This window comes from Caldanaerobacter sp., assembly GCF_049701115.1.
GTDB lineage: Bacteria > Bacillota > Thermoanaerobacteria > Thermoanaerobacterales > Thermoanaerobacteraceae > Thermoanaerobacter.
In genome coordinates, this window is sequence record NZ_JBNATX010000060.1 from 1 (window position 1) to 6,861 (window position 6,861).

The 6,861-nt window shown below is 36.2% G+C and carries 8 protein-coding genes, 3 tRNA genes and 1 riboswitch; of the genes, 5 read left to right on the plus strand and 6 right to left on the minus strand.

The genetic code is table 11. The features are described from left to right. Nucleotides 1-749 (plus strand): carbohydrate ABC transporter permease (locus ACPLVE_RS10725; RefSeq protein ID WP_424611540.1); only part of this gene is annotated, 749 nt, incomplete at its 5' end. 68 nt (nt 750-817) lie between these two features. Continuing rightward, nucleotides 818-1,438 carry a hypothetical protein gene (locus tag ACPLVE_RS10730; RefSeq protein ID WP_424611541.1) on the plus strand — a complete coding sequence of 207 codons (621 nt, stop codon included), beginning with the start codon at nt 818-820 and terminating at the stop codon, nt 1,436-1,438. Between the two features lie 279 nt (nt 1,439-1,717). Here ACPLVE_RS10730 and ACPLVE_RS10735 read toward each other — a convergent pair. The 3 genes from ACPLVE_RS10735 to ACPLVE_RS10745 all read right to left on the minus strand — a co-directional run bounded on the left by ACPLVE_RS10735 (nt 1,718) and on the right by ACPLVE_RS10745 (nt 1,970). Then, nucleotides 1,718-1,794: transfer RNA gene (locus ACPLVE_RS10735), tRNA-Met, on the minus strand. Nucleotides 1,795-1,799: 5 nt separating this feature from the next. Continuing rightward, nucleotides 1,800-1,876, minus strand: a tRNA-Met gene (locus ACPLVE_RS10740). Nucleotides 1,877-1,880: 4 nt separating this feature from the next. Then, nucleotides 1,881-1,970, minus strand: a tRNA-Leu gene (locus ACPLVE_RS10745). A gap of 247 nt (nt 1,971-2,217) precedes the next feature. Here ACPLVE_RS10745 and ACPLVE_RS10750 point away from each other — a divergent pair. Then, nucleotides 2,218-2,445 (plus strand): DUF3006 domain-containing protein, encoded by a 228-nt coding sequence (locus tag ACPLVE_RS10750; RefSeq protein ID WP_424611542.1) that lies wholly within the window; start codon nt 2,218-2,220, stop codon nt 2,443-2,445. Between the two features lie 6 nt (nt 2,446-2,451). After that, nucleotides 2,452-3,378 (plus strand): ComEC/Rec2 family competence protein, encoded by a 927-nt coding sequence (locus ACPLVE_RS10755; RefSeq protein WP_424611543.1) that lies wholly within the window; start codon nt 2,452-2,454, stop codon nt 3,376-3,378. 38 nt (nt 3,379-3,416) lie between these two features. Here ACPLVE_RS10755 and ACPLVE_RS10760 read toward each other — a convergent pair whose 3' ends face one another. Both ACPLVE_RS10760 and ACPLVE_RS10765 read right to left on the minus strand, forming a co-directional pair. Further along, nucleotides 3,417-4,121, minus strand: coding sequence for a B3/B4 domain-containing protein (locus ACPLVE_RS10760; RefSeq protein ID WP_424611544.1), 705 nt, complete (start codon nt 4,119-4,121; stop codon nt 3,417-3,419). Nucleotides 4,122-4,314: 193 nt separating this feature from the next. Then, nucleotides 4,315-5,301 carry a Gfo/Idh/MocA family protein gene (locus tag ACPLVE_RS10765; protein ID WP_424611545.1) on the minus strand — a complete coding sequence of 329 codons (987 nt, stop codon included), beginning with the start codon at nt 5,299-5,301 and terminating at the stop codon, nt 4,315-4,317. Nucleotides 5,302-5,365: 64 nt separating this feature from the next. On the opposite strand from ACPLVE_RS10765, the gene ACPLVE_RS10770 reads away from it, so the two are divergent. Then, the gene (locus tag ACPLVE_RS10770) at nt 5,366-5,944 is read left to right on the plus strand and encodes an adenosylcobinamide amidohydrolase (RefSeq protein ID WP_424611546.1); all 579 of its coding nucleotides are present in this window, start codon (nt 5,366-5,368) and stop codon (nt 5,942-5,944) included. Between the two features lie 17 nt (nt 5,945-5,961). On the opposite strand, the gene ACPLVE_RS10775 is transcribed toward ACPLVE_RS10770, so the two are convergent. Further along, nucleotides 5,962-6,492 (minus strand): folate family ECF transporter S component, encoded by a 531-nt coding sequence (locus ACPLVE_RS10775; protein WP_424611547.1) that lies wholly within the window; start codon nt 6,490-6,492, stop codon nt 5,962-5,964. Nucleotides 6,493-6,556: 64 nt separating this feature from the next. After that, nucleotides 6,557-6,653, minus strand: a riboswitch (THF riboswitch). Nucleotides 6,654-6,861: the final 208 nt, after the last annotated feature.

The window sequence follows — 6,861 nt, forward strand, 5'->3', positions numbered from 1 at the left end:
ACATAACAAAATTTGTCGGACCAAATAATTACCTGCAAGGAGTTTCAGACCCTTTGTTTATAGTGGCGGTAAAAAACACCTTTTATTTTGTCATATTAGCTGTATTTTTTGAAACATTTTTGGGTTTAACTTTGGCTCTATTTTTTAGTTCATTGAAATCAAGATATGAGAAATTGCTGAGGGGCATAGTACTTATCCCGATGCTACTTCCCCCTATCACAGTAGCACTGACATGGAAAATGATGTATGACTATAATTACGGAGTAATAAACTTTTTTATAAAACTATTTGGGGGAAAAGCGATAGAATGGCTAAATTCACCTAAAATCGCCTTGTTTTCTATAATATTGACAGATATTTGGCAGTGGTCTCCTTTTGCCTTTTTAGTAATATTTGCTTATTTACAAGCTTTACCACAAGATATATATGAAAGCGCAGATGTAGATGGTGCTAATTATCTTCAAAAACTGAGATATATTACTTTGCCTTTGATAAAACCAGCAATATTTTTAACAGCTCTTTTAAGGACAATAGATACTTTTAGGGTGTTTGACAAGGTTTATGTGATGACAGGAGGAGGCCCCGGCAATTCTACAGAGACCATAAGCTTTTATATATACAGAAACGCTTTCAGATATTTTCAAATAGGTTATTCTTCCTCCATAGCCATAATAATGGTTGTAATTGTTTTATTATTTTCTATGCCGTATATAAGAAATCTCATGAAATCTATCTCACAACAAGCGTAAAGTTAATAAAACAATTAAGGATTTTTGTAGGTATATCATAAGATATCAATATTTAAGGAGAAGTTTTTATGAAAAAATTGTCAATATTTTTAATGGCGATAGTGCTATTAATTTCGTCTTTAGCTTTTAATTACACAAATGCATATGCCATTGATGCAGATTTGTACAAACCTGCTGTATACTATCCCTACTTGTGGAAGCTTGGAGGACTCAATTTACATGATAATCCAAACTGTGTAAATTATCATATTTTTACATCGAAACAAGAACTTCAAGATTATCTTTATCAGACAGAAGGATGGGACCAGAGGCAAGCTTCAGATGCAGCTGACTTTGTTTTCAGAATAAAAAATTCCACAGTAGCATATGTGTATACTTACATATGGTATTACAATGAATACTGGAATTCTTTTCATGATAATTATTTTATGTACAGAGAAGGACCCGATACAGAGGCAGTCGTAGTAGGGGTATCTTCTTTGGGTGCGGTAACATCTTTTGTGACCCATCCTCATTATACACTTCAAAAATATGATAACCCGGCTATTATAGATCAAACTCATCCAATTCTATATTTGAGAGGGGCGCATCATGGTCCATATCAAACCTCTGGCATAGGAAATACTTTTAGATATTGGGGATATAACTACAATTTACTTTACTATTATCCAGCAATAATTGAATATTAGAAAAAGAGTATATATGCTAAGGTCATATAACTGTCTATACAATAGCATTTAATTTCTAAGCCTCTGCCGGACTTTTAAGCAGAGGCTTTCTTTATAACCTATTATTCAAGCAAAAAAATGTTGAAATAAAAAATCTATAAAAAGGATGGTTTAGGAAGATATAATGAAAGATAGTTAAAGAATAGCTAAAATATAAAAGCCAGAATAAAATATTCGTCTACCGTGATAGAATTAAAGCCCATTTCAGGCTTTCGGTAGACGATATAGTTTGCGCATAGATGGTAGCGGCGAGTGGATTCGAACCACCGACACTGCGGGTATGAACCGCATGCTCTAGCCACCTGAGCTACGCCGCCATGTTTGGTTGCGGGGGTGGGATTTGAACCCACGACCTCCGGGTTATGAGCCCGACGAGCTACCGGACTGCTCCACCCCGCGCCAGTGGTGCCGGAGACCGGACTTGAACCGGTACGGGCTTATTCAGCCCCCAGGATTTTAAGTCCTGTGCGTCTGCCAGTTCCGCCACTCCGGCGGAATCCCTTTGGACAGTATTAATTATATTATATAAGCTTTTTTAAGTCAATAGTTATTTTCTCCAAAGCTCCTGTTTGTTATGAATAAAGGCATAAGTTTGCTTCTGCCTTTGAATTAAGTGAGACAGGAGTTTATAATTATTATAGAAAGATCTATGTGGTCACAAGGAAATTTTTCACTTTTTTCTCTACACTCAAACAGAACTAGTGTCAGTAAATTATTTAGTATGATATGGAGGGATAAACGTGTGTGATGAAAATTCTGAATATTGTATAGTAGATCGGTTTGAAGAGGAATGGGCAGTAATAGAGTATAAAAATAAAACCTTTAATTTTCCAAAAGTTCTTCTTCCATTAAACGTAAAGGAAGGAGATGTAATTAAATTTGAAGTCATGGTAGATGAAGAAGAGACAAAAAGAAAGAAGGAAAGGATTAAAAAGCTTGCAGATGAGCTTTTTACAGAGGAGGAATAGTAGCACATGTTTAGACGGAGAATGGCAGTAATTTTTGCAGTAATGCTTTTAATCTTTATTTTTTCCGGATGTACGTTTTTTCCAGATAGTGAGTTTTCAAATGCTCAGAAATCTTATGACTCAATTACCGACAATTGTCAATTGCCAGCAATTTCAAGTGAAGATTTATCCTCTAAGCTAATTGTCAGTTTTATAGATGTAGGGCAGGGAGACAGCATATTTATAAAAACCCCTTCTGACAAGGCAATGCTAATAGATGCTGGTACTCCTGAGATGGGGGAAAGGGTGGTTAATTATATAAAAAAACAGGGCGTAAGGAAGATAGATGTATTGGTGGGCACGCACCCTCACACTGACCACATAGGGGGTATTCCGGAAGTAATTCAAAATTTTGATATAGGTAAATTTTATATGCCAAAAATAACTACGACTACTAGTGCATTTGAGAATGTATTAAAAGCGGCAAAAGCAAAAAAATTGCCAATATACGTGGCAAAGGCAGGGGTAACACTTTATTTAGGAACGGACATAGAGGCTAAAATGCTTGCTCCAAACAGCTCTTACTATGAAGATTTAAATAACTACAGTGCAGTTATAAAAATAACTTATGGGGATACTGCATTTCTATTTACGGGTGATGCAGAAAAAGAATCGGAAAGAGAAATGCTTGCCGAAAACTATAATTTAAAGGCGGACGTACTAAAAGTAGGGCATCATGGAAGTTCTTCATCTTCTTCATGGAGTTTTCTTAAAGAAGTGAGGCCCAAATATGCAGTTATCTCCTGCGGGAAAAATAATGAATACGGCCATCCCCACAGAGAGACTCTGGAAAAATTAAGTGAATTGGGGATAACCGTATACAGGACAGATGAATGTGGCACAATTGTGGCAGTAAGTGATGGAAAGAGAGTATCTTTTTTTAGAATCAAATAGGGTATAGCGTAAAATAGTTTATAAAATATTGGTAGGATTTAGTCTATTTCGATGAAAGGATTGCTCGAGTCAAGGAAAAATGCTGATGTTTTGGTGCCAAAAAATTTTTCAAAATAGAAAGCTATTTCATCTCTTGCTTTTAAAACAGCATCTTTATTGCAATTTGTAAAGCCATCTATAGGGATGAAAATATCGGTGCTTTCCTCAGTTATTTTTCCAATTTCTGATTGGCGCCAGATCCACCTGCGAGTTTTTATCATTTTTTCGTCGGCATATACCAGTTCTCCTTTTTCTACATATTCGGGCTCAGTTTGGCCAAAGGGCACAAAAGGTTCTCCTCCTTTTGTAAAACCCACTTTAAGATTTCCCTCTGCCTTTTTAAGGTCATGGGCTCCAATTGGAAGAGTGTATTTTAAGGACATGGCATTCACGAGATTTACTACATTGTTAATAGCAGGGATTTGCCCGTTTTTTAGGGCACGTGCTGTCAAGGCTTCTACAGAACAAGGGAATTTATTAGGATTTATTCCTAACTTCTTAAAAGCCTCTCTATAACAAAGAATATCGGGGTGTTTTTTTATATTAGCACCTGAAAATTTTTCTATCGTAAATTTAATACTTTCGTCAAGTAATGCAAGAATTTCATCATTTGTTCCGTGATTGTCTACTTCCTTTGCTACAATTACGCCAAAACAAACATTAGGCAAAACTTTGAAAACTTCCTCTTCAATTATGAATTTCATTGTTTATTCTCTCCTTTACACTTTAACAGTAAGATATTTAGGGAAGCTTTTTCTATTTGCATTTATATTTTGGGGATTTAATGTAAATATACGACATAATAGAAATTAATCCTTCTTGCAAGAAACAAAATTTGTACTATTTTAACTTTCTATATAAAGCCTAATTATTTCTAAGTAAAAATGAGTTTTAAATTTATCTAGTAGATGATTTTAAGGACCTGGCTTTTAGAGAGACTTCTAAAGCTTTTCTTGCAATATAAAGGTTTGCAGTTATTTCATGGCTAGGATTTTCAATGGCTTTTAGAAGGTCTTGGAAAGCTTTTTGGACAAGTTCAGAGAAAACTTCATTTTTTTCTCTTTTTAATTTGTATTCTTTAGTGATAACTTGTCCTTCTTCAATCTTTTCCAGCTTAAAAGAAAGTGGGAGCCATCCCTCAAAGGTTATATATCCCTTTTCAAAAGCGATTCCTCCAAAATTTTTTTCAAGTAATCCAGGTTTGTCAAAACAGTGATAGAATTCTCCATAAGCATCTATTTGAGGAAAGTGCACAATGCTCATGTCTTCATAAGGGTCATGGCCAAAAGTGGCTACAGGCTTTGGAGTGTCCTCTAAAAGCCAGGAAAACAAATCGTAAAAATGTCCCCCGTGTTCTACAAGTATCCCTCCGCTTTTTTCTTCTTTCCAGAACCAGTGGTCAGGGTTAAGTCCTTCACTGCTGGCAAAATTGTAAAACCATACTTTTTTAATCTTGCCCATGTCGGGATTTTCTTTTATGCAGTTTTTCAATTTATAATAAAGTTGATGATAGCGCATTATATAGTCTACCACGGCTTTTACGCCTGCTTTTTCTACTTCTGAGATTATTTCGTCAGCTTGCTTAAGACTTAAAGCTAGAGGTTTTTCTATAAACAAATGCTTTTTATTTTTAGCTGCTGCTACGGCAATGCTGTGGTGAGAATCAGGTGGAGTTAAAACCAGTACTACATTTACCTCAGGGTCTGATATAAGTGTCTGCCAGTCTGTGGTCCAGTTGGGGATGTTCATACTTTGAGCAAAATTTTTTAGTTTCTCGGGATTTACACCTGATACCCCGTATATTTCTACATTTGGTATTTTTGATATGGACCTTAGTACAAAACTTCCGAAAGCCCCATAGCCTACAGCAGCTACTTTAACCATATATATCCCTCCAATTCAAAATGATATAATTATCTTCAGAAATTAAACTTGGTGAGGGATGTAAATGGAAACAATAATAAAGCCTGATATAGCGATAATAAAAGGGAATTTTTATGGCTTAAGTTCAGGAATCTTAGGAGGTTTTGGAGAAGTAGATTTTGTATTTAATCATACAATTCCTAAGAAGGTGCTGGATGAATTTGATAAATTGGATCCAAAAGAGTACGTCAAAAAAGTTGCGGAAGATAATGGGATAGAAGGAAAGTACTTTGGGCTTATAACGGCTGTCTCTATGGAAAGATTAAGAGTTGTTAAGAGAAATGAAGTTACAGCATTTATAACTGCTGGTGTTAAAAACCATAACCAGAAAATAAACGCAGGAACCATCAATATTATACTACACTTAGAAGCAAATTTGCAAGACAGTGCCCTTATAAATGCTATAATCACAGCTACAGAGGCAAAGAGTATGGCGCTTCTCGAATTAGGGTATGACTTTACTGGGACAAGCACTGATGCAGTGGTAGTAGTTAGAGATAGAAATTGCAGTAAATTTTATGAATACGCAGGGCCAGAGAGTACTCTTGGCAAGTTCATATGGGAAGCGGTAAAAGAAGGAGTGAAAAGAAGTCTAAAAGATTGAAAGCGGGGGAACCCCGCTTAAAATTTTGAGGAAAAGGCTAGGTGGAATTTTTTCAGTATTACTTCAGTAAAAAAGGCATAGAGAGGAACTTGAATAGCTTGTGTTACAATTCTTGGGGGAACGGTTATTTTCATTGGCAGATGGAAGAGCATTTGAATGAAATAGGGCGTGAGTATGATAGAAGAGATGGTCTGCCCTAAGCCTATCGCTATAACAAGCTGCCAGAAAGTAGGAATTTGCGCCTTAAAAGGTTTTAAAAACAATGGAGGAAGAATTCCTACAAGGGCAGCGGTAAAAGTGAAATGGGGCATGTAAGGGCCCATTGGGTTTATAAAATAACCAATGATATCTCCCAATGCTCCTACAATGCCTCCGGCATAGGGGCCAAATGCTATTCCTGCAAAAATTACAGGAAAAGCTCCAAAGCCTATCCTTATTCCTTCCACACCTCCAATCGCTATCCTTATGCTGGCTATTCGCGTGAGCACAATGTTTAGCGCTACTAGCAAGGCAAGAAATGTAATTTCTCTTGTAGTAAATTTTTTCATAAAAAAACCTCCCCTTTATTTTGTGTGGCAGAGTATGCCACACCAGAGGAGAATCCTTTGGGGTGGCAGCGGACGCGGTGGCCCACCGCAAGCCATAAAGGCTTTTCGTACGGAGGCGACGTCCCATCCTCCGTCACTTAACGCGGGACACCTACTCTGCCCAAATTGAATTACATAAGATAATTTAATTATAGCATAAAAATCAAATTTTTCTTTGGAGAAATATATAAATTTTATGCTATTTTTACCCGTAATCGTACGAAATTTTGTTGAAATTTTATATATACTTTTAAAGGAACGAGTAAAAATTATCCAGATAGTGTAAAATTTCAGTAGGTGATGAAGCAGGAAAATGGGGTATGGATGTAG